A 23,591-nucleotide genomic window follows, 5' to 3' on the forward strand; every position below is an offset into this window, starting at 1 on the left:
GATATTACGCCTCCTTTCTTTCTACCGGAATTAATACAATAAACTCAGTGCCGCCGTCTTTAGGCTCACGTAGTATAATCTCCCCTTCCAATGTATCGACAAGACGTTTGGTAATCCAAAGTCCGATGCCTGTTCCTTTTTCTTTCGTTGTCAAAAATGGTTCAAAAACCTTTTCCTTTGGTATAACTTTAATACCATCTCCATTATCTTTAATTCTGATAAATGCGTTATCATCCTTCCTACAGCACTCAATCACAATCTCGCCTTCACAATGTACCGCCTGAATCGCATTTATGATGATATTCTGTAGAATAACTTTTATTGCCTCCCTGCCATTTGAGTTTACATAAAACTCCTTATCAATTTCTTTTTTTATAACAATTCCTTTGCCGATAATCTCTTTTTTAGACAACAGCAAAATTTGATTTACCAGAGTTCCAAGATGTATCATCTCGCTGCCGTCTTTGTCCCTCTTTGAAAAATCCAGCAGAGTTGAGATCACATCTTCCGCCTCATCGACCCCTTTTTGAATTGCAAATATTTCCTCCGATTCCTTCGCCTCAGTCAGTTTTAAAATATACGCAGCGCCTTTGATCCTCGCAAGAATATTCTTTAGTTCATGTACAATTGCAGCAGCCAACTGTCCTACTCCTGCCATTTTTTCAATCTGCTGAAGTTCCTTTTCCTGAAGAACTGTTTTCGTAACACACTCTCTGGACACTACGATTTTGATGACCTCTCTATCCTTTAAAATCGGATAATACTGATTCCTATATGCTTCTCCGTCCACTACCTGCTGTTCAGAAAAAGGCTTTCCGGTCGCTACCACTTCTGCAATTCCATTTTTTAAATTATCCCGCGGTATCGTGACAAAATCCTTAGACTGCATGTTGACAGTTCCATCTATGTCTGCAATCATGAGCGTCTCTTCAATGGCGTCCAGAATTACTGTAATTTCACGGTTCTTGTCGATGAGACTTTCTGTATAAGAGACAATATTCTCGTTCATCATCCGCAGCGCCTCATTGAGTTTGCAAATCTCATAATTACCGCAGGCCTCTTCTTTTTGAAACTGAACAGTTGAATAATTTCCTTCGGAAATTTTTTGCGCCTGATTTACAAGTCTTTTCATAGGTCTTGAAAAACTAAAATATAAAATCAACGCAAAAATTACTGCAAGAATCAGATTGATCAGCACTACAACCATAATGCCTTTCAGATTCACAGTATAAAATGAACTAAAATCATCTATGCCGATTTCTGTAAAAATAACGCTGTCTGCACCTTCCACCTGCGAATAGATGAACATGCGCTGCTCGCCGTTTTCCTCAAAGTATTTAATTCCCGAACCACCGCCGAGAACGCCTTCTTTCAGCGCCGCTCGCCGTTCTTCTGACAATACATCTTCAAAAATGTTTTTCTCCAGCGTTTCACCCTGCTCTGCAGTCAAACTGTCATAATCAGTATGGTAATACACCTCTCCGTTATTTGACATCCAGCACAATTTTCCGCTCTGTCCTAAAGAAAACTCTGTAAAATACTTCTCTTTCATTTTTTCAATGGAAAGATCCAGACAAATCACGCCAAACAGTTCGCCATTTCGATCATATACCGGCTGGGAACAGGTTATCGTCCATCCTGTTCCCAGATAATCATAATAAGGTCCTGCCCAGATTGCCTGATGATCTGGATTATACTGATTTGTCGCCTGTGTATAAAAGATATCGCTGACCTGACTGTGGTCACTGGTAAAAAAAGCGTTGAGGTCACCATACGGACTACACCGCAAAAGATTCCCCTTTGTTACAATATAGCACCACGAAACCTCTTCATTTTCTATAATCTGCGCAAAATAACGGTCCAACCTTTCCGTCACGTTGATTTCATAAATCAGTTCATCTGACAAGGGCGCAATGTTAGGCACAATAATATTGCTCTGCTGACTGCTGCTCTTTGTGCTGTCCTTTTTTCTAGTCATCGTGCCGGTTTCTGTCATCATATACTGGCTGCTCAGCGCTGCCGAAGTATCCTGCGAAAGCGCCTCCTCCATATATACGCCCATAACTTCTGCTCTATTTTGAATCCGATCGAAAGTAATGGCAAGAAGGTTCCCTTTCTCCTTTGTCATTTCCAGCAGGCTGCTCTGTGCGTATTTCATAGCGCCGTTCTGACTGCTTTTCTGCATATATACAGTAAAAATCATAACAGAAAGGATATTAAAGATTAAAAAAATCAAGATGATGTTCACAGTAAGTGATCGCTTCCTCTTTCTCATGGGGTTCTCCTTACCTCAAGCTGGCAGCAATTTGATGATTTGATTTATTATAACATAAGCCCGAGATATTCCCCGGGCTATGTTATCATTTTGCTTTTCCTATTTTTGGAATATCAACGGTTCAGTCTTAGCCTCCATGCCGCAGCTCAGCGCGTGATTTCATTTGCTTCTTCTTTGGTGACTGTATCTGGACTCAATACAACCGGCGCCCAATCCAGCGGATTTTTCTTTTGCATTGCCTTTGCATAACCCCAAAGCACAACACCGACCGCCGCATACACTGCCAGTACAATCCACTCTGCCGCACCCATTGCAGTGCCATTAGTCCAAAGAATCCATATGCAAAATACGATTCCTATAACGCCAAGCAGCATGCCGGCAGGCGCTTTATATGGTCTTTCCCACTCAGGATGCGTTTTTCTGATTCTCATGAAGGAAAGCGTCACCATCAGATATACTGCACCTGCTGCAACGCCATAAATTACGTATATGTAATTTACCCATGCCTCCGGCGCAAAAATCGTAAAGTAGATGGACAAAATGCCTACAACTAGATTTGCAAACTGCGGCTGTCCATGCTTGTTTAACTTAGCAAATCTTGCAGTAAACTGATGCTGCTTTGCTGCACCATAGAGGATTCTGGAAGCAGAGAGCCAGAAGGAGGATAGCGTAGTAATACAGGTCAAAACGCCCATAACGACGAGAAGAATCCCCAGCCAGTGAAGTCCCAGATGATCTGCCACCATAGGGTCTACAATGCTTACTTCGCTAATCCAGTCAAGGGATACGATACCTCCGATTGCAACGACCGCCAGACCATAAACCAGCACTGTACAACCTAAAGATCCTACAAAAGCTTTCCAAATATCCTTTTTCGGAAAGTTTGCCTCCTCTGAAAGCTGCGGAATCAGGTCAAATCCTACAAACTTCATGATTAAAAGACCGATTCCTGCAGTATACCCAGCGGCTCCGTTTGGAAACCAGTCAAGATTTGCAAAGCTCCACTTTCCACTTGCAATAAAAATAACATCCGCAGCAACGGCAATTACCAGCGTACTCCAAAAGAACACATTCTGCAGTTTGGTAAGCAGCTTCAATTCAAAGTTGGTTAAGAAATACCAGAGCACCAGCAGCACCGCTGCAATGATTTTTATTTGTGTGGTTGTAATTGGGAATAAGTATGCCAGCATAGAGGCAATTCCCATCGACACCGTAGGCATTGCCATGATATAAAGAAGCATAATCATCCAGCAGGATACAAAGCCGGTGTTAAATCCGAAAGCGTTTGTAATCCAGATATTCTGTCCGCCTGCATAGGGCATCATAGAAGTCATTTCAGTATACATAAATGCCAGCGGTAAAATCAGGATTGCGCATGTCAGTAAAGAAAGCGCTGCTCCTGCACCACCGATTTCAAACCAGTACTTGATTTCAACCATCCACGCTGCAATCATGCCGCCGGCAGCCATAGCAATCATGCCGGACAGTCTTATTTCTTTTCTCAGTCCTTGTGTTTCCATTTTTCTCTCCTGTTACCTATGAGCTATAAGTTCTTCTCAATGAGTGCAATTGTTTCGTCCGTGGAAAGTACATCGCAGTAAATAACGCTCATAATTTTCAGTTCTGCATCATGCAGCTCCATGCTGCCTGCTGCACATGCATCTTCTACACAGATTACTTTGTAACCAGCATCTGCAAGTCCTCTTACTGTAGACGCAACACACTGATCCGTTACAATTCCGGTTACAATCACGGTTTCCACGCCCATAAACTGCAGCAGCTGCAGATAGTTGGTCCCCGTAGTCACGCTGTCTGTCGTCTTATTTACGACAATTTCGTTCTCAAGCGGCGCCAGCTCATCAATCATCTGCGCTTCATAGCTATTCACAGGAAGCAGCATACCATTCCAGCCTTCAGACTTCTGTACCGGTGATCTGTCTTCGCCGTCTTCCCGCAGGCAGGCGATTCTTCCATAGGTCACCGTCAAGTTATTCTTTCTGAAAAATTCCAGCAGCTTTTGGTTGTTAGGAATTACAACTTCATCCAGTCTGTCATGGAAAGGAATCCATCGTTCCCATTCCCCTGCCGCCTGAAACTGCAGCGCTTCGCCGCAATCCCGCCGAACAAATTCGTTTTGCAGGTCCACCAGAAGCAGCGCCGTTTTCTTTGGATTGATTTCAGGTTCACATACTTCCCCAATTGTTTCGTAGTAGAAGTTTAGATATTTTTCTTTGACTTTCATTGACTATTCCTCCTTGTCAGAATCTTTTTTCACTTCATCATTGCGATTTTCGTGCCAATGCCTCCTAGAAGAAAAATATTATTGAAATTTCAACGTTATCTTCGATTATTCCTTCTTTTTCCACTCTACTGTCCCAACCGACTTGTCACCTTAACGTAAAAAACTCGCCTCAGGTTTTACCTTTTGGTAATCCAGTTCCGGCGAAATTCACGCAAAAGAAAAAGCGCATATATACAACGTATATACACGCTCAGTAAACTTTTCTCTATTTCTCTGTTTTCACAATGCAGCCCTTCTTGTACAAAGCAATCCCATACTTCAATATAGGTCTATAGCCATCGGCAATCAGCGGTGCTGCATAGCCCTGCGTCTCTATCTGTGCAAGCGCTTCATCGCACTTTGTTTCCATCTCCGCAAAGGTCTTTGCAGCCTTCAATTCTATAATAATTGCTCTGCCCATAAACTTTTTTTCTTTAAGGATCAGGTCAGGTCTGCCATTTCCACTTTCCCGGTTGGATAGAATCGAATAGCGTCCGGTGTTCTTCAGAAGTCCGCTCAAAAATCCATGATAATAGCTCTCCGCATAGTCAAAGTAACTGATAGTGTCCATCAGCTGGCAAGAGATAAAGTCCGCAGCAGCCTCGCAGTCGCCATCTTCTAAGGCTTTAATCAGAGGGCTTCTGTCTATGCGCTCAATCTTTCGGTCGAACCACCCGACAATAGATTGCCTGTAGATAGATCGAATTTCCTTATTTGGAATGGTCATTTCCAAATAAATGGTTTCGCCTTCAATTCTCTGACTTTTCATCTTCAAATATCCTGTAAAGAACAGGAAGTTCCACAGATTGTCTCTGGAACTGTGAATATCTCCATAAGTGATTTCTTCATGAACTGGCTTTTCAATGGTTCCGCCGTCCATGAGAATTTCCAGTTCTTCTCGGGTAATATCGTCAGCGTCTTCAACCAGTTCTTTCACAATGCCATTGCCCGATGTGTTTGACCAGTACGGTCTTGTTGCGATTTGCGCACCCGCCTTTGCATTGCTGGCATAGCTGAGAATACTCCACGGATTATAGATTTCCGTATTTCCAAACAGATAGCCATCGTACCATGCTTTTGCTTCTTCAAACCTGTCTTCCAGATTATAATATGCCAGCATATTCTGCACTTCCGCACCGGTAAAGCCAAAACAGCTGCTGTATTTCGGACTGATAATGGAGTGAATTTCCAGATTATTAAGCCCCGTAAAGATACTTTCTTTACTGATTCTAAGGCAGCCGGTTACCACACCCAGTTTCAGATACGGATTGGTTTTCAGGGCTGACTCAAACAGCGAACGGATAAATCCAATCATCTCATCGTAGAAACCTTGAAAATATGCATTTTCTAACGGCACGTCATATTCATCAATGAGTATGACAGCTTCCCTGCCGTGATAGTGATACAGACACTCTGACAAAAAACGCAGTGCGTCAATATATAGGGCAGGTTCCTTGCTTTCTCCAAGAATTGCCTGATATTTATCTCGTTGGGTGGTATCCATTGTCCCATCAAGGACATACCGGTGCCTCGAAAACTCCGCAACGATTTGCCGTTTCAGCATTGTATATGACAAATCATAATTATCCTGCTTCCCTGACTTGAGTGATAAAGTAATCACCGGATACTGCCCCATGTGTGCAAGGTAGGTTTCTCCTGCTCCCATTATGGCAAGCCCTTCAAAGAGACCGCGATTATCTATCTTCTCACCTTCCGTCGTTCTCTCATCTTCAAAGAAACGGCGTACCATGGAAAGATTCAAAGTTTTTCCAAACCGGCGCGGTCTTGTAAGCAAGGTCACTTTGCTGCCATCCAATAGTTCCTGTATCATCATTGTTTTATCCACAAAATACAGGTTCTCTTCTCTAATCTCTTTAAAATCCTCAAATCCAATAGGGATTCTCTTCTTATCCATTCGCCATCTCCTCCTCGTATCTATAGTATACGTGAAAAATTGTAAATTCACAAGCAGACAATAAAACAAATTCTTTTATCTGCCTTTCATCTGTTTCTACCACCTTTTTTCGACACATTCCTTGCTATTTTGACCGTTTTATTGTATATTGGTATTTGACAATCTAAAACTTTGGAGGACATTCATTATGAGAATTAGAAAAGAACAGGACTTTGACGAAAAAGACATCGAAATGATTGCAGACGTGTCCGATGCACTGGCACATCCCGTTCGCCTGCGTCTGTTCCGCTACATCATGCAGTGCAACAAAACCATGGAAAACGTATGCAACAAAGACCTTGTCGCAAATTTCGACTATGCACAAGCCACCATTTCTCAGCATATGAAGAAACTGGTACAATCCGGTCTAATTGAAGTGAAAAAACAAGATAAATTCTCATATTATTACGCAAATCTGGGCATACTGATGCAATATATCAATGTGACGAAACGGTATTCTGTCATATAGGGGGGTATTCCCTCCCGCCCAGTGCAGATATCCGCCTTACATCCATTGATGAAACATAAGGCAGGAGGATGATGCACCTATGCGAAAACTTTCATCTATACAGCTTTTGTCGGCAGGGTTTGCCGTGATTATTCTGACAGGTGCACTGGTTCTTTGTCTGCCGGTCTGCACAACAAGCGGTGAATCCACGCCCTTTATCGACTGCCTTTTTACTTCAGCCTCGGCGACCTGCGTCACCGGTCTTTCTCCGATGGACATTTATACTCATTGGAATTTTCTGGGTCAACTTATCATTCTGCTTCTGATTCAGATTGGCGGTCTTGGATTTATGGGGCTCTCCATGGCGCTTCTTTATTTTTCAGGACATAAAATCAGCATTTTTCAGCGTACCACATTGATGGAGTCTATGGGCAGTCTAACCATCGGCACTGTTACCAAGGTGCTGCGCACGATGACACTGGGCACCCTCATCTTCGAAGGTGCCGGCGCCATTGCTCTGGCATTTCGTTTTATCCCGCTCTTTGGAGCTGCGCAAGGTCTGTGGTTCAGCATCTTCCACGCAGTCTCCGCGTTCTGCAACGCAGGCTTCGATTTAATGGGTATCTTTACCCCCGGTACATCTTTACAGCATTTTTCAAAAGACCCACTGGTGCTTCTAACCACTACTATACTGATCATCACAGGCGGCATCGGTTTTATCGTCTGGCGTGACTTCATCGACCATCGTTTCCGGTTCCGCACCTACACCCTGCACAGCAAAATTATGCTGACCTGTACCGCAGCTTTGGTTATATCCGGCTGTCTTTTATTTTTGTTCTTAGAAAGCAATACCACACTGCGCTCCCTTTCCCTCGCAGAAAAATGGATGAACGCTCTATTTTTGTCGGTTACCCCGAGAACAGCAGGCTTTGCGATTTCTGACTACAGTGATTTTTCGCCGGCGGGCAGAGTCCTGACCATGTGTCTTATGGTTATCGGCGCCGGTCCTGGCTCCACTGGCGGCGGTATCAAAGTTACCACATTCACTGTTGTTCTGCTCTCTATCGTTTCCCAAATTTTTCGCAGCAGAGATCTATCTTTGTTCCAGAGGCGACTGCCCGAAGAAGTGCAGCAGCGCGCCTTCTCCAGTATTTCATTTTACCTGATTGCAAGTATTTTCTGTACATTTCTGCTGCTTCTTGCGAATCCCCTTCTGGAATCTGAATACGTACTTTTTGAGGTACTATCTGCCCTTGGTACAGTAGGTCTTTCCATGGGAATTACGGCAGAACTGGGTGTATTTTCGAAGGCGATACTCATTGCGCTGATGTATCTTGGCAGGCTGGGGAGTATTGCTGTCATCATGGTAATCAGCAGTCATAGACCTGCCCACAGGCTGCGGTATCCTAAAGAGCCAATTCTCATCGGATAAGCGGTACAAAAAATTCAAACAAAAGGAGACAACTCATGCGTTCTATTTTAATTATTGGACTGGGCAGATTCGGTCGTCATCTGTCCATGCGTCTTTCTGAACTGGGAAATGAACTTCTGGTAATCGATCAAGACGAGCGGTGTGTCAACGAAATTGCACCCTTTGTCACTGCTGCCCAAATCGGTGACTGCACAGATGAATCAGTGATCAAAAGCCTCGGTGCAAGCGAATTTGATCTTTCCTTCGTCTGCATCAGCAACAATCTGGAAACTTCTTTGATTATCACCATGATGCTGAAAGAACAGGGCGCAAAAAAGGTGATTGCCAAAGTCAATCAGGATCTTCATGCTAAATTTCTTCTTTCCAACGGAGCCGATGCCGTCATCTATCCCGAACGTGACATGGCGCTGCGCACCGCTATGAAATACAGTGCCGCCAGTGCCTTTGACTATCTGGAACTTTCTTCTGATTACGGTATTTTTGAAATTGCGCCGCCAAAGTCCTGGATTGGACACAGTCTTAAAGAACTGGAGATACGAAAAAAATACCGCCTCAATGTCATCGCTTATAAAGAAAACGATGTCATCAAGGCGGTAGATTCCCAAGATTTTATTTTTAGGGAAACCATGCACCTGCTCATTGCCGGAGGACGGCAAAACTTTCAGCAGTTTGTGAAAAAACATGCCAGCTTATTTTAGCAGCAGCTTCACTGCATAATCCAAAATGCGCGGCGTGCGCTCATACAAATCCTCTTTGTATACTCTCTCCGTCAGTTTATGGAAATCCTTTCCCCACGGACCGATGTTAATCCCTGCCATGGAAATAGCTTTAATCTGCTCGAAAGGAATATCATAGTACGCACCAAAGAGCGGCATAGCACCTGCCACCGATTCCCGCTGGGCTGTCGGATCGTCAATATTGATGTAGCTCAGATCGCAGATTCCGGTGTAGAAATATTCTTTATCGTAAATTTGTCCATACTCTTCTTGTGTATATGTGGATAACTTTTCGCTCAGCCCCGACGCTTCCTCTGCAATCCCATCAAAATATACATTGGACACGTTTGGATAATACGGCGGAAGTAAACCGTACACAACTCTGGGGGAAATATCCTCAATATAATCGTAGATTTTCTCAATGAGCTGGAAGTTCCCTTCAATCATATTGATACGCCCTGCGGCAAGATTCCGCAAGATCCGCTCTCTTTCCATTTCGTAAGCCTCTTCAAAGACTGTCCCGTGCTGGGCTTTTGCCTCTTCATAAAGTTCTCCAAAACCTACAGTCTTCACCTTCCAAGGCAGCTTCTTTACCGGCTGCCCCGTAGCAGCTAAAAACTTCTCATAATTCTCGTTAAGCCGCTCAATTACTGTCAGAAATCCATCTTCACAGACCCTCTTTACCTTTCCTAAAAGCTCTGCAGGCGTTTGCTTTAAAGTTAGAACGCTAAAACAACCTTGTGCAGACAGCGGCATAGAGACATCATAACGATCTTTACTATCCTTTTGATATAACCAGGTTGGCGGCGGCGCCGCTTCTCCGTCTACTACATCGGCAAAGTCCATGTTAACTTCCGTTTTCGCCACAATTTCCGACAAAACGGATACCGGATTGAGTCCCTCAAAGACTTTCCCTGCATGAGATAAAAATCCTCTCACATAGACAAATGGCATCATTTTTCCCACTGTTCCCTCAGAAAAAACACCTTTGGAAAAATCTTTTCTCTGATGGGGCTCGCTGTTGATCATCATCAGATATTCAAGTCCCTGCTTTTCCTTTAGTTCTGCCAAAAGCCGCACCGCAGCCCGCATGCCGGCAGAAAGGTTTTCCTCATCGGGGACGCCAAGAACGATGACATTTCCCTCAAAACTCGCAAGTTTGCTGTATTCCTCTAAAAGTGCGTACTGGATAGCGCCTCCCGCTTTCATATCACAGCCGCCTCTGCAGAATACAAAGCTGCCCGCTTCCAAATCTGCCAGCGCATCTTCCGGCAGCATATCTTTATGATCTGCAAGGGCTGCCGCAAGTTCATCAGGTGAAAAAGCCAGCGGCTTGAGCAATTTATAATCTTCGATATCCACAATGTCGTAATGATGTACCATGGCAACAGTTTTATTCCCTTTTCCCCGTACTATAGCCCAGCAGACATGCCTTTGCAGCGGATCATCTTCTAAGGGGTACAGACCCCAATTCTCGGGGTGCTCTTTGAAATATGGAATCTTTTCAAAATGCCCAGTGAAAAATTCCTCTACTAATCGCTCACCAGAGGTATTAGTAAAACTTTCAATTTTTACATATTCATATAGAATTTCTTTGATCTTATCGCCCAGCAGCGCAAAATCCAAATTGTGATTTTTCATGAATATTACCTCGAAGCTCCTATTTTCTGCATACCGGGCAGGTCAGACAGGTCGGTCCGCCGGTACCACGGTAGGACATTTCTTTTCCTTCGTAAGTGTAAACCGTTACACCTGCGTCTTCGATTTTTTTCTGAATCTCCGGACAGCCTGCGATTAAAACACATTTTCCAGGTTCCAGCGCCAGCAGGTTGGTTCCCAGATAATCGTATTCTTCATCATTGCATTCGATCAGCTGTATGCCCTTTTCGATGAGATATTCTCTAAAGAATACCGGCATGTATTTGGAATAAACAACGGCTTTATCGGTATCCACAAAACTGATAATGCTCATCAGGTGAAGACACGCCTCTTCGCCGTCACCGTGGGGCATTGGAATCACAATATATTCATCGATAAAATCCTTTGTGAGTTCTTTGAACTGGCGAATGCCTTCATCATTAGTTCTATACCCCCTGCCGATCGCTACAGTCTTTTCATCAATCCAAAGGACATCGCCGCCTTCCATTTTTCCCGGCGCCTTAATGTATCCTAAAGTCGGCACCCCATGCTCTGTTAAAAAAGCTTCTGTCGCAAGGCGCTCCTTATTTCTAAGTTCTTTTCCCATCGGAAAGTAAATTGCGCCTTTTTTCGTGACTTTGAGGGAGTCATGGGTGTAGATAGAGTCAAGTCCGGTTCTCTCGTCATAAGGAAGATAATAAACATTTTCGACATTGTCTTTGATGATCTTTTCAAAGACCTCGTACTCCTTAAGCACCTTCTCATAGTCTGGACACCCGAAATACTTGAATTTTTCCCAATTCTCGTTGAGGTTTTCCTGACTCACAAAAGCCGCTTCCGGCCGTTTAATTAAAATTGTGTCAATTTTTTTGACCATACTCTGACATCCGTAATTCATAATTTCCTCCATTAACATAAATTATTTTAAAAAGGGAATGTATTTTCACACATTCCCTAATTATCACATAAAACTATGATCTTTTCAAATTTTTAAGAGTTAATATCCTCTGTACGCCTTGTGATCTGCTTTGAGCTTCGCGAGCAACTCCTTATCGGTATAAAGCTTTGCCGCTAAAGTCAGCAGATAATTCGCTGAATTTTTGATCGCCTGATGGGTTCCCGGGCAAGTCATTTCATCTGCAAATTCCTTGGTATGGGGATCGTAATTCTTACCAATTCCCATAACCGGATGAAATGCCGGACAACGATAATCGACATTGCCGATATCTGAGGAACCTGTCATGGCAGAGGATCCTTTTACAAAGTCTATATCCAGATCGGTAAAGCAGTCTTCCATAATCTTCTTACCAATTTCACTGATATGCAGTTCATGGAACGGCGCACCGACCAGAAACATCTCAGCTTCCGTCCGAGTCGCAAGAGCCGCCGCTTTTGCGCAGTCTCTGACCCACGCTGTAATATCATTAAGGTCTTCCCTTCTTGGCGCTCTGGTTATAAATTCAATTTCCACCTCATCGGGAACGATATTAGAAGCAACACCGCCTTGCTTAATGAAGCCATGCAATCTAGCTTCCTCTATGACATGTTGTCTCATCATATCGACTGCGTCCATAAACAGTCGTGCCGCATTGAGGGCATTTCTTCCCTTTTCCGGTGCTGCTGCCGCATGAGCTGGCGCGCCGTGCCACTTGAAGCCCAGACCATCTAAGGCAATAAATTTAACCTCTGCCGTATTAAAGCCGCCCATGTGAACCATGGCTGCAAAATCATATCCATCGAAAACACCCTCATCCGCCATATAGCATTTATCACCGTTGACTTCTTCATCAGGTGTTCCGATAATATCTACGCCGAAATCCAGCTGATCCTTTACCTGATTCAGCGCCAAAGCCGCAAGAAGGCTCGCACTGCCGCTGGCGCAGTGACCGCAGGCATGACCTAAACCCCGCAGAGCGTCATATTCTGCTAAAAGCACCATTCTGCTTTCCTTTTCAGGATTGATAATCCCTTTAAAGGCTGTATCTAATCCAGCAAAAGGATACTCCACCTGAATTCCGTATTTTCTCAGCAATTCTACCATTTTGCGAGAACTATTATACTCTTCCGACCCAGTTTCCGGATTTTCTGCCATATAGTCATTGACTGCAATAACTTCTTTCTCAAAGATGCGCACCTGCGCAAGCAGCAAATCTCTAAACTCTTTTTCCTGCATTTTAGAAAATCCTTTCTTTTCCCGTTATTTTAACTATAGTTCATCAGAACTGCGATTACAATAAAGATAATCTGTAATACGAAGAACACTGCAAAAATCGGCAGGAAGAATCTATACCATTTGCCCATAGGAATTTTTGCAATACCACACATAATTGTACAGGACGCTGTCGGCCATAACAGATTGGAGAATCCATCACCAAACTGATAAGCAAGCACTGCAATCTGTCTGTTTAGATCAGACAGGTCTGCCAGCGGAATCATAATCGGCATAATTGCTGCCGCCTGACCGCTGCCCGATGGGATAAAGAAATTCAGGACATTCTGCACAATCAGCATTGCAATACCTGTTCCCCACGCTGGAAGTCCATCCATCATGCTGTTCATACCGTGAATTACAGTATCAATAATCACTCCGTTCTGCATGATAACCAGAATTGCTCTGGACATACCTACTACGACCATTGCAACTGTCATTTCTGACAACGATGTAATCAAATCTGCGCAGATACCCTCTGCTCTTTTGCCTCCGATGATAGAAGAAATGATACCGGAAATGATAAATACAGCGCTCATTTCATTGATATACCAGCCCAGTTCTAAAGAGCCATATACAATGGTTGCGACTGTAACAACCATACCAAGCATAATAATTTTGTGTTTGCCTGTAAACTTCATGGTTTCATCACGTTCAACCTGGAAAGCAGAGTAATCCATGCCGTAAAGCAGACTCTTCGTTGGGTCCTTCTTAATTTTTAGAGCATATCTCATCACCAGCGCCACAGCAACCAGATAGAATACCACAAAGATGAGCCATCTGTATCCTAAGCCGGAGAACATCTTCAGCTGCCCAAACGTCTGTGCAATACCGATGGTAAACGGATTTGTCGTTGCAGAGGCAAAGCCGACTGCCACTGCCATACCTGACATGCACATTCCCACGATTGCATCATAACCCAGCGCAATGGCAAGCGCCACGAAAATCGGAATCAGCCCATATACAGTCTCAAATTCGCCATAAGTAGATCCCGCTAATGCAAAAACCAACATAACGATAGGAACAAATAATTTGCTGTCCTTTGCCCTGCCGTTAAGAAGCGTGTTAATCATCGCTGTAAAAGCACCAGTCTGCATGACAGAATATACCCAGAAATATCCGAATAAAATCAGGAAGATAATCTGTGCACCGTTGATAAAGCCTTCCTGAATTGCTACGAACAGTTTGAACGGATTGACTGGGCTCTGATCAACATAAGCAAAACTTCCCCCATCTACAACGTTATAGCCCGTTGCCTCATCCAGCACATACTCATACTGACCTGCTGGTACAATGTAGGTTAAGATAGTTACCACTACAATGATGGAAAACAGCATTAATGTACTGCTCGGAAATTGAAATTTCTTCTTCTTGTCATTTAATGTCGGCATTTCATAAACCTCTCTTTCTTTCTATAAATAAAATAATTGCGCTCGGCAGATTATATTCGATATAAATTATAAAATATATTATATTTTCTACCGAGATGAGTATATTATATATAAAACTTTTTCTTCTGTCAATAGGTCATATCTGATTTTTCAGATAAATTCGCGTTTCTTGTCGAATTCTATTGACGAAAGATTCCAGCCGTTATATATTATATATAAGCGTTAGAATTTTGAGAGGAAACCATACATGGAAAGATTTAAAACATTAAAAGACCACGTCTATGACTATATCGCCGAGCAAATACGTGATGGCGCCCTTCTCCCCGATAAACGTGTCAACGAGAATGTGATCTGTGAAGAATTGAATATCAGCCGTACACCTGTCCGCGAAGCCTTAATTCAGCTAGCCGCTGAAGGCGTGCTGGAAAACCGCGCCCGCAAAGGTTTTGTCATCAAAGCGATGAGTCACACCGACATCAAGGAAATTTATGCAGTCATCGGAGTCCTCGATGGCTACGCAGCAAAATTATCCTGTGACAATTTAACAGAACAGGATTATGCCGATATGGCTTTTTATATAGACGCAATGGAGCTTGCTATCAACTCTGGCAATTACGAGATGTATTACAAACAGCAAACCACCTTCCACCAGCTATATATCAATAAATGCGGCAACAATACCCTAATCGATACAATTGCTAAAACAAAGAACAAACTATTGAAAAAAACCTATATCGATGACAACGATCAGACCCTGAAAGAAGTGTTTGCAAAGACTAATAATGAACATCGTAAAATTCTGGAATTGTTCAAAGCAAAAGACACGGAAACTTTGTTCCACTATATTGCCGACACTCACTGGATGCCGGACTACGCAACCTATGATATGATTGTATAAGCATTATAACTAAAAAAGATGTCACGTTGGCGTAAAATTGCCTGCCTGACATCTTTTAGTTTGTAGAAAACCGCCAAAAAAAAAATGTCAATTCAATCCTTGACATTTCTTCTCTTATCCAAGAATAAACAGGGAAAAAACCTCGCAATGTAAACTATAAACCACCATACAGAAAAAACTTCTCCGTATTAAATTTTTCCCTGTTCATTTTGAACTATTTTTATTATAATCCTTTTTCCGCAAAAGTAAATACCTATGAGTGAAATTATTTATGATAAGTTTCATTCCTCATAATTTTAAAACTTCTATACACCTGTTCCAGCAGAATCACCCGCATCATCTGGTGCGGAAAAGTCATCTCAGAAAAGGAAAGTTTAAAATCAGCTCTCCTGCTTACTTCATCGGAAAGTCCCAAACTGCCGCCAATAATAAAGGCGATATTACTGTCGCCGGAAAGGCCCAGTTTTTCTATCTTTTCCGCTAATTTTTCAGAGGAAAGCATTTTCCCTTTGACTTCCAATGTAATCACATACATGTTTTCCTTAATCCGCCTCAGGATTTCCTTCCCTTCGGCGTCCTTTACAGCCAGCTCCTCGGCAGCACCAGCTTTATCAGGAAGTCTGGACTCCTTTAACTCCAGGATTTCCAGACTGCAATAGCTGCGAAGCCTTTTGCTGTACTCCTCTACAGCCTGACTCCAGTATTTTTCTTTTAATTTACCAATACAGATAACCGTAATGTTCATATACTATATTTCCATCTCTTTTCCAATCTCGTCTCTTTTGGCAATATCTAACATCAAATCTTTGTCTATGTAAAAATCCTCTTCAAATAAAATGTTGCGAATGGTTAGATATGCCTGTCCCGGCGTATTATTTTCCTTGCTTAAATGCGCCAGCACCACCTGCGGTATTTTTGCGCAGCCCTTTTCTTTCCGTGCCCGCAGCATTTCGCAAAGGCATTGCCCTGCCGCCTCGTTGGAAAGATGTCCTTCATCACCCAAAATTCTTCGTTTCAAATAATATGGATATGCCCCCATCTTCAGAATATTCACCTCATGATTGGCTTCCAAAACCAGCAGGTCTGCTTTCTCAATATGTAAGAAAATTTCCTCGGAAATGTATCCAGTATCAGTCACAATGGTCAGCTGTCTTCCCTGGTGAATCAACGAATAACCAAAAGGCTCTGCCGCATCATGGGAAAGCCGAAAAGGAACTACGGTAATATCTCCAATCTGGAAACGCTCTGCAGCTCCAACTGCCCTTGCTCTGTCACCATCAATCTTATCCATAACCTCCGCCAACGTGCCCGCGGAGCCGCAGACTCTGGCATTGACCGCTTTCTTGCTTAGCATTTTCAGACTCCTGACATGGTCCATATGCTCATGGGTTACCAAAATTGCGTCTACTTCCTCCGCCTTTAAATTGAGCAAAGAAAGCCCCTCAAAAATTCGCTTGCCGGTAATGCCCACATCTATTAAAATTGTCGTATTTTCACTTCTTGCCAGATAGCAGTTGCCGGAACTGCCGCTGGCAAAGGAATAAAACTGAAACGCCATCTCTTACCTCTTCCATATAAAAATCACAAAACTTATTTTATCATGTTTTTGCGGATAGCGCCATATCTAATTCCTGCACTAGCACCATTGCCAGTACAGTGGCTTAACCTAAAATAGGTCTTTTTGAAAAAAATGTATAAGCGAATTCGCAAATCTTAACCCAGAAATCGAAATAATAGAAAATATGTATAAAAAGATAGGAGCAGTAAGCTTGAGCACGCATGATTCCTTGATTTTTGTCCTCAAATCCTGCATTTTTCGCAAGATTTCCCTAAACAAATTTCAAATCTTGCATATTACGCAAGTCCTGCAGTCCCCTGCCATAGCACGTTTATACATATTTTTTTGAAAACCGCAATTTAGGTTAAATCTGCTTATTCTCCCTCATTATAGCACACTTTTTCACCGCCACAAAAATTTTCCGTTGTACTTTTTAACAAAATAAGGCATAATAGTATGTGTAAAAAATTACAAAGGGGATACCAATGATGATTTTGAGAATTTACACAGACGGCGGCTGTTCAGGAAATCAGAGCAGTGAGAACGCCGGCGGCTGGGGTGCCATTTTAGAATTTGGCGAACACAAGAAAGAAATGTTCGGTGGTGAAGCAAATACCACCAACAACCGCATGGAACTGACCGCAGTCATAGAGGCGTTTAAAGCGCTCAACAAGGATGGGCAGACTGTAGAAGTTTTCTCCGACAGCGCTTACGTTTCCAACTGTTTTCGCGAAAAATGGTACGAAAGTTGGGAGAAGAATAAATGGCGCAATGCCGCCAAGAAATCTGTAGAAAATCAGGATCTGTGGAAAGAGCTTCTGGCACTGGTGCGAAAGCACGATGTGAAATTTTTCCGCGTGAAGGGGCATGTTAACCTAAACAGCAAAGCTACAGACTTTGATAAACTTTACACGAAATTCGTCGGCTGGAACGGAAGCCGTTTTTCCTTCGACGATTTCAAATATATCACTGCGATGAACAACCGTGCCGATGAGCTGGCAAACATGGGAATCAGTCGCATCAAAGGAGAATCTTAAAATGGAAAGAAAAGTAGGAACAGTATCCAGAGGGCTTAGAGCTCCCATCATAAAAGAGGGCGAGGACCTCGCCCAGATTGTCATCGACACTGTCATGGATGCGGCAGCAGCTGGTGAATTTACTATACAGGACAGAGACATCCTTGCCGTAACAGAATCCATTCTGGCAAGAGCACAGGCAAACTACGCTACCACTGATCAGATTGCTGCAGACGTAAAGGCAAAGCTCGGCGGAGAAACCATCGGCGTCATCTTCCCGATTCTCTCAAGAAACAGATTTGCAATCTGTCTACGCGGTATCGCAAAAGGTGCAAAGAAAGTTGTACTGATGCTCAGCTATCCTTCTGACGAAGTAGGCAACCATCTGGTTGACATCGACCTTCTGGATAAAAAAGGAATCAACCCGTACTCCGATGTGCTGACACAGGTACAGTTTGAGGAGCTGTTCGGAAAATCCAGACATACCTTCACCGGTATGGACTATGTGAATTACTATAAAGATCTTATCGAGGAAGAAGGTGCAGAAGCCGAGGTCATCTTCTCCAACAACCCAAAATCCGTTCTGGATTATACCAAAAAAGTACTGACCTGTGACATCCACACCAGAGCAAGATCCAAGAGACTGCTCAAAGAAGCCGGCGCAGAAGTGGTGCTAGGTATGGACGATATATTGACTGCAAGCGTAGACGGAAGCGGTTACAATGATAAATACGGTCTGCTCGGTTCTAACAAAGCAACCGAAAACAGCGTTAAACTCTTCCCGATTCACTGTCAGGAATTTGTTGACGGCATTCAGAAAAAAATCAATGTCCTGACCGGTAAAACTGTAGAAGTCATGGTCTACGGCGATGGCGCGTTTAAAGATCCTGTAGGAAAAATTTGGGAACTGGCTGACCCTATCGTATCTCCAGGATACACAAAAGGTCTTGACGGTACACCAAACGAAGTGAAACTGAAATATCTTGCCGACAATGAATTTGCTGATTTAAAAGGCGACGAACTAAAAGATGCAATCAGCGAATACATAAAGAACAAGGACGCAGAACTGGGTGATTCCATGGTTGCAGAAGGCACCACGCCTAGAAGACTGACCGACCTGATTGGTTCTTTATGTGACCTGACCAGCGGCAGCGGCGACAAAGGCACACCGTTTATCTACATTCAGGGATATTTTGATAATTATACCAACTAAAAAATTGGGCGACTTTACGGGCAAAATCCCGGCAAAGTCGCCTTTGTTATATCGTGTACTTTATTCTTCCTCAGTACTTTTCTTTTTCCTTAATCTTATGTCACAAAGCACGCCCAGCCCCAAAATAATTGCAATTGGAATGAATACCCATATCTGACCAGCCCATATATAGGCAATTAGAAGAAGCCCTGCACAAATTCCGCAAAAGTTTTCTACTATGATCATCCACCTGCTTGCGGTTTTGCCAGTTTTCCGACTTTTTTTCCAATCAGAAAAAAATGCTTCCACCAAGACAGCAGCAAGCAAAATCGTTGTAACCGTTGCGACCATCTTATGATCCAGCTTGATTGAAATAACAATTCCCACTACGCAAGCGATCTGAAAAACTCGTACTAACATATTTCGCCTCCTTTTGAGTACCAGAAACGACGCCCTGTTTGTTATGCCGTTTTCTAGATTCAAATATATATTTGTAATTCATTCAAAAGATTTTCAAGAAATAGCTTAACTTTTCATAATTAGTTTTTCATAAATATTACAATATTGAGAAGTCTATTTTTAATTATTGTATCATAGAAATTATAAAAAATAGATTTTTTAGATTTAATAATATAATATTTTTTATAAACCAATTAACTTCTATATTAAATGCTACTGCATGTAGTATAAAAATACCAGCCGGAGAAAGCTTCCAGCTGGTCAACAACTTTGTTTTTTCAATTCTACACTTGGCGAGGCACAATTTAATCATGTGCCAGCCCTTGCTCTTCTTTAATTAACATCAATATCTTTCAACCAGTAATAGCCATCATTAGATGAAACACGGTTATATTGATAAGTCATGGTGCATTTTGTTGGTTTATCACTAGTAGTCATGTCAAATTTACTAGCTAGCTGACTGTAATATGATTTAAAGAGTACTGATTTGAAAACTCCAGCAGCAGTACTAGTAGTGATATCAAGTGCTCGCGCTACACTTCTTACTCCAATCCCCAAAGCACCAGATGGACCAGGCAATGCAGCTGTCATAATTGAAACAACTGCTCCGAATGCGATTTCAACTTTCTGTCCCTCAGCGTAATAGTAATCTCGAAAAACTCTGGCTTCTTCTTCAGATAAAGTAATACTCTTTGTAATTGTTCTGCCAAGCTTATCTGCCTGACTCGGTGTTTTTGCGATTGCAATTCTAACTTCTGCCATATAAATTGCCTTCTTTCTTCTTTTGTTAAAAGGATGATTTGGCACAGCTTCTAGCAATCTTTGACCAATGGCAATCCTTTGCTTGGGAACAGCTGAGCAGCAGCAATGAAGCCAGAAGCCAGAGAGAATATAATAAATTCAAGGACGACAAAGCCGATGTAAAAGGCAATATCCGCAAAATTCTTAATTTGGTTCCGGAATCTGCATTATAACCTGAATACTATCCGGCTATAGTTCACTGCTGTAAATCACTTTTCTACACCGTGATTTTTACTTTTTCTTGCATGCACGTCGAAGAGAACCCCTAGAGCAAGTAAAATAACACTCACAACATATATCCACACTTTGTCCAAAAGGATATATACAATTAAAAGCCCCATTGCGCAAAATGACAAAAAATCTTGACCTATAATGATATGTTTATTATTTGTCGCTTCATCATTTTTCGGCTTTCCCGAAAACCTTCAGGTCAGCCGTTTTTTTATTCTTTTTCCAGCAGCAACCTTGCCCTGCTCTGTATTTGTTTTTCAATCAATGCAATTCTTTCCTCCGGCAAGTTATATCTGGAATGTTTCTTAAATTTAAAGTTTAACAAATGACGTAGACTCTCTCGGTGTTCTGCTGTAAGTACTTTTTTTGCACTGCCTATAAAATCATCGTATACGCAAGGCTGCATTGTTTTCGCATAGGCTGTCAGCGCTTCCTCTGATTTCAGATCATCTCGTCCTGCATAATTAAACAGCGAATTTCCATGATCGAATAGGGGCGCCGGCTTCAAAATCTCATTGGTCCGATTATCCACCAGAACTCCAAAGTTTCCAAAATGCCGGTCTGTATTACAGATAACTGCGTCAAAGACAATCATATCGTGGAGTGCTCTCATATAATCTGCGCCAAGTTTCTCGTAGTATACTTCTACTGCCTCCATGCCTCCCGCTGTAACCATTCTTCCAACCGGCAAGAAGGCTTTTTCTTTACTTGTAAATAATTTACAGGTAGAACATAGCCCCCCTTTCCATTTGGAAAGTCCATAGGAAATTGCCTCAATTCCCATAGCCTCTGCAACCTGCGCCGCATAAAACTCCGAGTAAGGTTCATTTCCCGTGTTATATGCACCCGCAGTTCCGCCTTTGTAAAGCTTTATAGTACCATCCACTCGTCTCCAGCATTTTGGCAGCATACCATTTGTTGTAAATTCAGGACAGGAAGCAAGCGAACTGCGCACATTGCTCCCATAACCGGTAAATGCAATCAATGCCAACACTCGGCTAAACCGATTGTCATAAAGATTAAAGTCCTCAAATGTACCCGAAAAGTCCGCTTCACAGACCCAGTAACAATCATTTAGAGATAAACCTTTTGAAACCTTGATAATATGCATAGGTCTGTTAATACTAAGTCCGCACTTGCTCAAAAAATTATGCACATATGCTCTGTTAGCGGGAATTGTTCTGCGTTTCAGCCATTTAGCAATTCCCTCACCGGAAAGCCGCAAGTCAAGAGGAAGAAGCTTCGCTTTGCTTTCATCATGCCATAATATTTTAATATCCGGTGTACTGCTGTCTTCCGTTGCTGTAAAGCGAAGCAGCGGTGTATTAAAATGGCGCAGTTCATAAATCATAAAATTCACTCCAACCTTCTCACATGCATAAATTCAGCGAAACCTCTCAAAATATGCACAGAAGCGTGCATATAATCAAGAAAAATTTCTAAAATATGCATTTTCAGACCTGTTTTCTCTGATTTCAAGACTTTCTATCATCAGAATTTGCATATATCCATTATTTTTTCCAAAAATATGCACGTCATACGAAGAAAATGTGCATATTTCAGAGAAAAACTTCAATTTTATGCACAAACAGCGCGCGGGCTGGCACAAGAAGTCGCGTTGTACTTCGCCAGTTCGCGCGCCACCCAAAGCCTACAGAATATTAATGGTCTTTCTCAAGTTTGGCTTAATCTTTACAGCGGTTGCCTCTTCAGTGTGATCTTCAAATTCCTCTGGTGCGTCTTCGTAGCGAATCATGTTTCCGCTTCCGCCAACGCAGCCGCCGACACAAGCCATACCTTCGATAAAGTTATTCGGCAGAAGTCCCTTGCTTGCGCGCATTAACGCCTTTCTGCACTCCTCGATGCCAGAGCAGGAAATCGGATTAAATTCAAAGTCCTGCACATCCAGTTCTTTCAGTGCCTGAGTTACAGCCTCAGCAAGACCGCCGCTTCTCGCAAAGATTCTGCCGTAGTAAGTCGCCTGATTCCATTCGGTCTCTTCCTGCTCCTTCAGGATAATATCCTTACTGTCGAAGAGCGCCTGCAGTTCCTCAAAGGTAATAGCATAATCTACATATTTGCTGATTTCCGGTTTTCTGACCTCAGATTTCTTTGCGATACAAGGACCGATAAATACGATGGTATATTCCGGATGCCCTTCCTTTAAGAACTTTGCAAGCTCTGCCATCGGCGAATAGTTATGAGAAATCTTGTCCATCATATCCGGGAACTTAGTTTCTATGTATTTTACAAAAGCAGGGCAGCAGGAAGATGTCAGAAATCCCTTTTCTACAAGTTCCTGTCCCTCTTTAATGGATACCATGTCCGCACCCAGCGCAACTTCCAGCACTTCCGCGAAACCCAGCTTATGAATGCCGGTAATCACTTGTCCCAATTTTGCATATAAAAACTGGCTGCCGATGGACGGTGCTACGATTGCAACCGTTGGATTATTGGAATCCTTTCTGGTGCTTTCCTTCAGACAGTTGATAACATCCACAATGCTGGACACATCAACCGTTGCGCCAAACGGGCAGTGGTAAACGCAGGAACCGCAGCTGATGCATTTTTCGTAATCGATAGAAGCTTCTCCTCCCGGACCCATAGAAATTGCACCTACTTTGCAGGCAATCTCACACGGTCTCTGGAAATTATGAATCGCGCTGTATTTACAAGCTGTAGCGCAGCGCCCGCAGTCAACGCACTTGGTCTTATCAATTTTGGCATGATGATTTTCATCGATAGTGATTGCCTTTAACTTACAAGCTTCAATACACCCGTGAGCAAGACAGCCTCTGCACAGGTCAGTTACAACGTATCCTGCTTCCGGACATTCATCGCAGGCAATATCAATTACCTGCACCACATTAGAATTCTTTCTGCTGCCGCCGATGGCAAGACGCATACGCTCCGCAACGACTGCCCTATCCTTGTAAATGCAGCAACGCTGCGGCGGCTCATCCTTTGGAATAATTTTGCTGGCAACTTCGTTAAACTCTGCAAACACGTCATTTCCTTTCCATGTCTGTACTGCTACCTCACGAAGTACCTTGTACTTTGTTTCCTGTACTTTGTTGTCAAATAACTTCACG

21 protein-coding genes are annotated in these 23,591 nt (G+C 42.8%); 7 read left to right on the forward strand and 14 right to left on the reverse strand.

Annotation, left to right across the window (positions count from 1 at the left end; all coding sequences use genetic code 11):
* Positions 1-4: 4 nt before the first annotated feature.
* From V1225_RS02280 to V1225_RS02295, 4 genes are all read right to left on the reverse strand, one after another.
* Positions 5-2,275: an ATP-binding protein gene (locus tag V1225_RS02280; protein WP_160200961.1), complete on the reverse strand. Its 2,271-nt coding sequence runs from the start codon at positions 2,273-2,275 to the stop codon at positions 5-7.
* Between the two features lie 146 nt (positions 2,276-2,421).
* Complete coding sequence (locus V1225_RS02285) at positions 2,422-3,795, reverse strand: APC family permease (protein WP_160200962.1); 1,374 nt, start codon at positions 3,793-3,795, stop codon at positions 2,422-2,424.
* Between the two features lie 23 nt (positions 3,796-3,818).
* Entirely contained in the window at positions 3,819-4,517 is a 699-nt protein-coding gene (locus V1225_RS02290) for an isochorismatase family cysteine hydrolase (protein WP_160200963.1), read from the reverse strand.
* Between the two features lie 265 nt (positions 4,518-4,782).
* Positions 4,783-6,471: an AAA family ATPase gene (locus tag V1225_RS02295; RefSeq protein WP_160200964.1), complete on the reverse strand. Its 1,689-nt coding sequence runs from the start codon at positions 6,469-6,471 to the stop codon at positions 4,783-4,785.
* A 187-nt stretch (positions 6,472-6,658) separates the two neighbouring features.
* Between V1225_RS02295 and V1225_RS02300 the strand changes: the two genes are divergently transcribed.
* The 3 genes from V1225_RS02300 (at position 6,659) to V1225_RS02310 (ending at position 9,088) form a co-directional block, all read left to right on the forward strand.
* Entirely contained in the window at positions 6,659-6,979 is a 321-nt protein-coding gene (locus tag V1225_RS02300) for a metalloregulator ArsR/SmtB family transcription factor (RefSeq protein WP_160200965.1), read from the forward strand.
* A gap of 79 nt (positions 6,980-7,058) precedes the next feature.
* Positions 7,059-8,390, forward strand: coding sequence for a potassium transporter TrkG (locus V1225_RS02305; RefSeq protein ID WP_161908758.1), 1,332 nt, complete (start codon positions 7,059-7,061; stop codon positions 8,388-8,390).
* A 35-nt stretch (positions 8,391-8,425) separates the two neighbouring features.
* Positions 8,426-9,088, forward strand: coding sequence for a TrkA family potassium uptake protein (locus V1225_RS02310; protein WP_251631492.1), 663 nt, complete (start codon positions 8,426-8,428; stop codon positions 9,086-9,088).
* Here V1225_RS02310 and V1225_RS02315 read toward each other — a convergent pair.
* The 4 genes from V1225_RS02315 to V1225_RS02330 all read right to left on the reverse strand — a co-directional run bounded on the left by V1225_RS02315 (position 9,080) and on the right by V1225_RS02330 (position 14,344).
* Positions 9,080-10,747: a M20/M25/M40 family metallo-hydrolase gene (locus tag V1225_RS02315; protein WP_338547497.1), complete on the reverse strand. Its 1,668-nt coding sequence runs from the start codon at positions 10,745-10,747 to the stop codon at positions 9,080-9,082. The two genes, V1225_RS02310 and V1225_RS02315, sit on opposite strands and share 9 nt — an antisense overlap.
* 19 nt (positions 10,748-10,766) lie before the next feature.
* On the reverse strand, positions 10,767-11,642 hold the full coding sequence (locus V1225_RS02320; RefSeq protein ID WP_161908765.1) for an arginine deiminase family protein: 876 nt from the start codon (positions 11,640-11,642) through the stop codon (positions 10,767-10,769).
* Positions 11,643-11,741: 99 nt separating this feature from the next.
* Positions 11,742-12,917: an amidohydrolase gene (locus V1225_RS02325; protein WP_161908766.1), complete on the reverse strand. Its 1,176-nt coding sequence runs from the start codon at positions 12,915-12,917 to the stop codon at positions 11,742-11,744.
* A gap of 29 nt (positions 12,918-12,946) precedes the next feature.
* Complete coding sequence (locus tag V1225_RS02330) at positions 12,947-14,344, reverse strand: AbgT family transporter (protein ID WP_160200970.1); 1,398 nt, start codon at positions 14,342-14,344, stop codon at positions 12,947-12,949.
* 247 nt (positions 14,345-14,591) lie between these two features.
* Between V1225_RS02330 and V1225_RS02335 the strand changes: the two genes are divergently transcribed.
* Positions 14,592-15,242: a GntR family transcriptional regulator gene (locus V1225_RS02335; protein WP_160200971.1), complete on the forward strand. Its 651-nt coding sequence runs from the start codon at positions 14,592-14,594 to the stop codon at positions 15,240-15,242.
* Between the two features lie 265 nt (positions 15,243-15,507).
* On the opposite strand, the gene rlmH is transcribed toward V1225_RS02335, so the two are convergent.
* On the reverse strand, positions 15,508-15,987 hold the full coding sequence (rlmH, locus tag V1225_RS02340; RefSeq protein ID WP_160200972.1) for a 23S rRNA (pseudouridine(1915)-N(3))-methyltransferase RlmH: 480 nt from the start codon (positions 15,985-15,987) through the stop codon (positions 15,508-15,510).
* 3 nt (positions 15,988-15,990) lie between these two features.
* Positions 15,991-16,800, reverse strand: a complete 810-nt coding sequence (locus V1225_RS02345) for an MBL fold metallo-hydrolase (protein WP_160200973.1) — start codon at positions 16,798-16,800, stop codon at positions 15,991-15,993.
* 485 nt (positions 16,801-17,285) lie between these two features.
* Here V1225_RS02345 and V1225_RS02350 point away from each other — a divergent pair, with 485 nt between their 5' ends.
* On the forward strand, positions 17,286-17,837 hold the full coding sequence (locus tag V1225_RS02350; RefSeq protein WP_160200974.1) for a ribonuclease HI: 552 nt from the start codon (positions 17,286-17,288) through the stop codon (positions 17,835-17,837).
* Position 17,838: 1 nt separating this feature from the next.
* Positions 17,839-19,029 carry a coenzyme F420-0:L-glutamate ligase gene (locus V1225_RS02355; RefSeq protein ID WP_161908770.1) on the forward strand — a complete coding sequence of 397 codons (1,191 nt, stop codon included), beginning with the start codon at positions 17,839-17,841 and terminating at the stop codon, positions 19,027-19,029.
* A 60-nt stretch (positions 19,030-19,089) separates the two neighbouring features.
* On the opposite strand, the gene V1225_RS02360 is transcribed toward V1225_RS02355, so the two are convergent.
* Both V1225_RS02360 and V1225_RS02365 read right to left on the reverse strand, forming a co-directional pair.
* Positions 19,090-19,428 carry a hypothetical protein gene (locus V1225_RS02360; protein ID WP_161908771.1) on the reverse strand — a complete coding sequence of 113 codons (339 nt, stop codon included), beginning with the start codon at positions 19,426-19,428 and terminating at the stop codon, positions 19,090-19,092.
* 372 nt (positions 19,429-19,800) lie between these two features.
* Complete coding sequence (locus V1225_RS02365; protein ID WP_161908772.1) at positions 19,801-20,229, reverse strand: hypothetical protein; 429 nt, start codon at positions 20,227-20,229, stop codon at positions 19,801-19,803.
* Between the two features lie 38 nt (positions 20,230-20,267).
* Here V1225_RS02365 and V1225_RS02370 point away from each other — a divergent pair, with 38 nt between their 5' ends.
* Positions 20,268-20,441 carry a hypothetical protein gene (locus V1225_RS02370; protein WP_161908773.1) on the forward strand — a complete coding sequence of 58 codons (174 nt, stop codon included), beginning with the start codon at positions 20,268-20,270 and terminating at the stop codon, positions 20,439-20,441.
* A gap of 269 nt (positions 20,442-20,710) precedes the next feature.
* Here V1225_RS02370 and V1225_RS02375 read toward each other — a convergent pair whose 3' ends face one another.
* On the reverse strand, positions 20,711-21,850 hold the full coding sequence (locus V1225_RS02375; RefSeq protein WP_161908774.1) for an XRE family transcriptional regulator: 1,140 nt from the start codon (positions 21,848-21,850) through the stop codon (positions 20,711-20,713).
* Positions 21,851-22,150: 300 nt separating this feature from the next.
* Positions 22,151-23,590 carry a monomeric [FeFe] hydrogenase gene (locus V1225_RS02380; protein ID WP_338547503.1) on the reverse strand — a complete coding sequence of 480 codons (1,440 nt, stop codon included), beginning with the start codon at positions 23,588-23,590 and terminating at the stop codon, positions 22,151-22,153.
* Position 23,591 lies beyond the last annotated feature (1 nt).

It is taken from the genome of Emergencia sp. JLR.KK010 (assembly GCF_037018265.1).
Classification (GTDB): Bacteria; Bacillota; Clostridia; order Peptostreptococcales; family Anaerovoracaceae; genus Senimuribacter; species Senimuribacter intestinalis.

Coding starts and splice junctions, on each gene's coding strand:
- V1225_RS02330 (WP_160200970.1), bottom strand. CDS start 14,344: ATGCCGACATTAAATGACAAGAAGAAGAAATTTCAATTTCCGAGCAGT.
- V1225_RS02355 (WP_161908770.1), top strand. CDS start 17,839: ATGGAAAGAAAAGTAGGAACAGTATCCAGAGGGCTTAGAGCTCCCATC.
- V1225_RS02290 (WP_160200963.1), bottom strand. CDS start 4,517: ATGAAAGTCAAAGAAAAATATCTAAACTTCTACTACGAAACAATTGGG.
- V1225_RS02285 (WP_160200962.1), bottom strand. CDS start 3,795: ATGGAAACACAAGGACTGAGAAAAGAAATAAGACTGTCCGGCATGATT.
- V1225_RS02360 (WP_161908771.1), bottom strand. CDS start 19,428: ATGTTAGTACGAGTTTTTCAGATCGCTTGCGTAGTGGGAATTGTTATT.
- V1225_RS02315 (WP_338547497.1), bottom strand. CDS start 10,747: ATGAAAAATCACAATTTGGATTTTGCGCTGCTGGGCGATAAGATCAAA.
- V1225_RS02345 (WP_160200973.1), bottom strand. CDS start 16,800: ATGGCGTTTCAGTTTTATTCCTTTGCCAGCGGCAGTTCCGGCAACTGC.
- V1225_RS02325 (WP_161908766.1), bottom strand. CDS start 12,917: ATGCAGGAAAAAGAGTTTAGAGATTTGCTGCTTGCGCAGGTGCGCATC.
- V1225_RS02375 (WP_161908774.1), bottom strand. CDS start 21,850: ATGATTTATGAACTGCGCCATTTTAATACACCGCTGCTTCGCTTTACA.
- V1225_RS02320 (WP_161908765.1), bottom strand. CDS start 11,642: ATGAATTACGGATGTCAGAGTATGGTCAAAAAAATTGACACAATTTTA.
- V1225_RS02350 (WP_160200974.1), top strand. CDS start 17,286: ATGATGATTTTGAGAATTTACACAGACGGCGGCTGTTCAGGAAATCAG.
- V1225_RS02305 (WP_161908758.1), top strand. CDS start 7,059: ATGCGAAAACTTTCATCTATACAGCTTTTGTCGGCAGGGTTTGCCGTG.
- V1225_RS02280 (WP_160200961.1), bottom strand. CDS start 2,275: ATGAGAAAGAGGAAGCGATCACTTACTGTGAACATCATCTTGATTTTT.
- V1225_RS02335 (WP_160200971.1), top strand. CDS start 14,592: ATGGAAAGATTTAAAACATTAAAAGACCACGTCTATGACTATATCGCC.
- V1225_RS02310 (WP_251631492.1), top strand. CDS start 8,426: ATGCGTTCTATTTTAATTATTGGACTGGGCAGATTCGGTCGTCATCTG.
- V1225_RS02365 (WP_161908772.1), bottom strand. CDS start 20,229: ATGGCAGAAGTTAGAATTGCAATCGCAAAAACACCGAGTCAGGCAGAT.
- V1225_RS02300 (WP_160200965.1), top strand. CDS start 6,659: ATGAGAATTAGAAAAGAACAGGACTTTGACGAAAAAGACATCGAAATG.
- V1225_RS02295 (WP_160200964.1), bottom strand. CDS start 6,471: ATGGATAAGAAGAGAATCCCTATTGGATTTGAGGATTTTAAAGAGATT.
- rlmH (WP_160200972.1), bottom strand. CDS start 15,987: ATGAACATTACGGTTATCTGTATTGGTAAATTAAAAGAAAAATACTGG.